The organism is Mycobacterium sp., assembly GCF_049802695.1.
Classification (GTDB): domain Bacteria; phylum Actinomycetota; class Actinomycetes; order Mycobacteriales; family Mycobacteriaceae; genus Mycobacterium.
The window spans coordinates 1-2092 of the sequence record NZ_JBARMY010000418.1 but is presented as its reverse complement, the minus strand read 5'-3'; the positions used below and the strand labels follow the sequence as shown (position 1 = coordinate 2092).

Genomic DNA, 2092 nt, shown 5'->3' with positions numbered 1-2092 from the left:
CAGTGGCGGCGTGCCGGATGTCACCGGCCGCGTTGTCCACGGCGTCGAGCAGGGCGCGCGCCTGCCCCAGTGCCGACTCGGCGGCGCGAAAGGCGTCCACCAAGTCGGTCTGCTGCCCGATGACCGCGTGGGTCGCCGATTCGCGTGCGCGGCCGATGTTTTCGTCGGCGAAGGCCAGCCGCTCCCTGGCGGTGGCGGCGTTGCCGGCCACCGAAGTCAGTGCGCTGGCGGCGAATTCCTTGGTCAGCTCGGCCAGTCGCTGTTCGGCGGGCGCGAGCCGCGCGGTCAGCTCGACGACCTGCTGGGTCAGACCGTCCAGTCGTGCGGGCGCGTTGATGACCAGGTCGCGCAACTGCTCGAAAGCGTGGGTTTGCGACTCCAATTCCCGGTCGGCTCGCGCGGCCGAGACGATCACCCGCGTCAGCAACTCGCGGCGCTGCTCCGGCGTCTCCGGTATCGCGTCGTCGAGTTGCTGGCGGACATTGAATGCCTGAGTCAGCGCCGCTTTGGCGTTGTCGACCGCCCGGCTGAACGGCTCGGTTTGCCTGGCGCCGAACTCCTCCACGGCCAAGGCGAGCTCGTTGGCACTGGTGCGCACCGCATTGTCCACTTCGACGACCATCGCCCGCGACAAGTCGTCGAGCGCTTCCACCGGCACACCGGCAAGTGCGCCCGGGTCGGTCGAGTCCACCCGTCGCGCCGCCGCCAATGCCGCCGCCCGGCGTCGCGCCCGCCGACGGCGCATGACCAGCAGCAGAATCACCACCGCGGCCGCGATGACCGCCAGCCCGATCAGCATCGGCGTCCAGCTCACGGCGTTGGGTGTCTGGTTGAGTCCGTTGGCCGCCTTGATCGCCGCGTCGCCCCAGTCGCCGCGGTGCAGCGCCGGTTCGATCATGTTGGCCCGCAGGTCGTCGACCTCCCGCGAGGTGATGCTCTTGATCGCCTGCGGCACCAGGAACGCATACGAGCGGTCGGTGGTGGCCACCGCCAGCAGCGCGTCGGAACCTTCCAGGTCGCTGGCGCGACGCGTGCTCTGCGCCCAGCTCACCGGCGGTTGCCCGGAGAACGTGTCGACGTAGACGACCCACAGCCGCACGTGACGGTCGGTGTAGAGCGTGTTGACCGCCGAGTCGACGTCGCTGCGAGTCGATCCGGTCAACGCGCCGGCGTTGTCAGTGACGTAGTCGGTCAGCCGGAACGGTGGCTGCGCGGCGGCGGTCGGCGCGAGCAGCAGGCCCGCGGCCACGAAGGCCAGGATCAGGCTGACCAGCCTGCGACTGCGCATGCCCGCCAATCTAGCCTTGCGCTGCCCGGCTATGCCGGTCCGTCCTGGCAGACTGATGCGCGATGAACGAGCCGGACCCGTACGACGACTTCGACCGCCAGCGACAGGTGGCCGAAGCGCCGAAGACGGCGGGTGTGCCGGGCACCCAGGGTCAGCACCGCACCGATTTCGCCCGCGACCGGGCCCGGGTGCTGCACAGCGCAGCGCTACGCCGACTGGCCGACAAGACGCAGGTGGTCGGTCCGCGGGAAAGCGACACCCCGCGCACCCGGCTGACCCACTCGCTCGAGGTCGCCCAGATCGGCCGGGGTATGGCGATCGGGCTGGGCTGTGATGCCGACCTGGTCGACCTGGCCGGTCTGGCTCACGACATCGGCCATCCGCCGTACGGGCACAACGGCGAGCTGGCGCTCGACGAGGTCGCCGCGGCGTACGGCGGCTTCGAGGGCAATGCACAGAACTTCCGCATCTTGACCGGCTTGGAGCCCAAAGTGGTTGACGAGCTGGGCCGTAGCGTCGGGCTGAACCTGACCCGGGCGGCGCTGGACGCGGTCACCAAGTACCCGTGGACCCGCGACACCGGCGCAGCCAAGTTCGGTTTCTACGACGACGACCGCGATGCCGCCGCATGGATGCGCGACGGCGCGCCACCGCGGCGCGCTTGCCTGGAAGCACAGGTGATGGACTGGGCCGACGATGTGGCCTACTCGGTGCACGACGTCGAGGACGGTGTCGTCTCCGGGCGCATCGACCTGCGCGTGCTCGCCGACGACGACGCGGCTGCCGCGCTGGGCAAGCTGGGGG

The 2092-nt window shown here is 70.3% G+C and carries 2 protein-coding genes; one reads left to right on the top strand and one right to left on the bottom strand.

Features of this window, described 5'->3' with window-relative positions; genetic code table 11:
- Positions 1-1288 (bottom strand): TPM domain-containing protein (locus WA317_RS16985; protein WP_425174140.1); only part of this gene is annotated, 1288 nt, incomplete at its 3' end.
- Between the two features lie 62 nt (positions 1289-1350).
- Between WA317_RS16985 and WA317_RS16980 the strand changes: the two genes are divergently transcribed.
- Positions 1351-2092: deoxyguanosinetriphosphate triphosphohydrolase (locus WA317_RS16980; RefSeq protein WP_425174139.1), on the top strand; the 742-nt coding region annotated here is incomplete at its 3' end.